We start from the raw sequence: 1,367 nt of genomic DNA, 5'->3' as shown, positions 1-1,367 counted from the left end.
CCCTTGGTGGTCATGTCGCGGCCTGCGGGGACTGTGGACACTGGCGGATCGCCTATAACAGCTGTCGCAACCGTCATTGTCCGCGCTGTCAGGGGAACGCCGCGCGGACATGGCTGGCCGAGCGGGAGGCCGATCTGCTGCCGGTCGGGTATTTCCATGTCGTCTTCACCCTGCCTGCGCGGATCGCCGACATCGCGCTCCAGAACAAGGCCGTTCTCTACGCCCTGCTGTTCCAGGCCGCCTCGGAGACGATGATGACGATCGCCGCCGATCCCCGGCATATGGGTGCCCGCATCGGCATCACCGCCGTGCTGCACAGCTGGGGTTCGGCGCTGACCCACCATCCCCATGTGCACATGATCGTGCCGGGTGGCGGTCTCTCGCCCGATGGCCAGCGCTGGATCTCGTCACGCCCTGCCTTCCTGCTGCCCGTTCGCGTGCTGGGCAAACTGTTCCGCCGCCTGTTCCTGACCCGGCTGCGCGCACTTTTCGATGCCGACCGGCTGGCCTTTCGGGGGCAGCTTGCCCCTCTGGCAGACCGCCGTGCCTTTATGCGGTATCTGGCCCCTGTGCGCAGCACGCGCTGGGTCGTCTACGCCAAACCGCCTTTTGCCGGTCCTAAAGCAGTGCTGGCCTACCTGTCGCGCTATACCCACCGTGTCGCCATCTCGAACCGCCGCCTCCTGGCGTTCAACGAAAACGGCGTGACGTTCCGCTACAAGGACTACCGGCGGGACACGGCCCACCAGCAGCAGGTCATGACACTCGCCACGGATGAGTTCATCCGCCGCTTCATGCTGCATGTCCTGCCACGGGGATTTCATCGCATCCGCCATTATGGCCTGCTGTCCAGTTCCAGCCGCAAGGCCAGCCTCGCCCGGGTGCGGGAACTGCTCAAGGTCATATCCACACCAGCGCCAGAAGTCCCGGAAGCCGAACCGGCCACGCCACCGCCGTGCCCATGCTGTGGTGGTCCGATGGTCGTCATCCAGATCCTTCCCCGATGGTGCCAGCCCCGAGGACCACCACGGGCCACTGATCCGGCCGGGGGATCACCATGACAGCCCGCAGAGATTACAGCATGACCGATCCCGATGTCGGAGTGGCTCCGCGCCGGCAAACCGGGGCTCCTGTACGCATCACCGGAAAAACCGGGAAAATCGCTGTCTGCACCGCCAGTTCTGTCATCGCGTCATGCAGATCCGGTCACAAAAACCCGTTCCAGCTCCACAAACGCACCTGTATGCTCTGGCTCAGGCTCTCCCCCGGGTAGCGCCAGTTGCAAATTCCCCATAACTGAGTCCCGGTGTCGCGGGTTCGGTCTTCCCAGACTTTCGTACGCCTCGCGGCGCCCGAAACCCTTCAGG

General features: G+C 64.6%; 1 protein-coding gene. It reads left to right on the top strand.

Annotated elements, in window-relative coordinates:
* Positions 1–1,061 (top strand): IS91 family transposase (locus CFR80_RS18200; RefSeq protein ID WP_110507854.1); only part of this gene is annotated, 1,061 nt, incomplete at its 5' end.
* Positions 1,062–1,367: the final 306 nt, after the last annotated feature.

It is taken from the genome of Komagataeibacter oboediens (assembly GCF_003207815.1).
GTDB lineage: Bacteria > Pseudomonadota > Alphaproteobacteria > Acetobacterales > Acetobacteraceae > Komagataeibacter > Komagataeibacter oboediens.
This window is presented reverse-complemented; position numbering and strand designations above follow the sequence as displayed.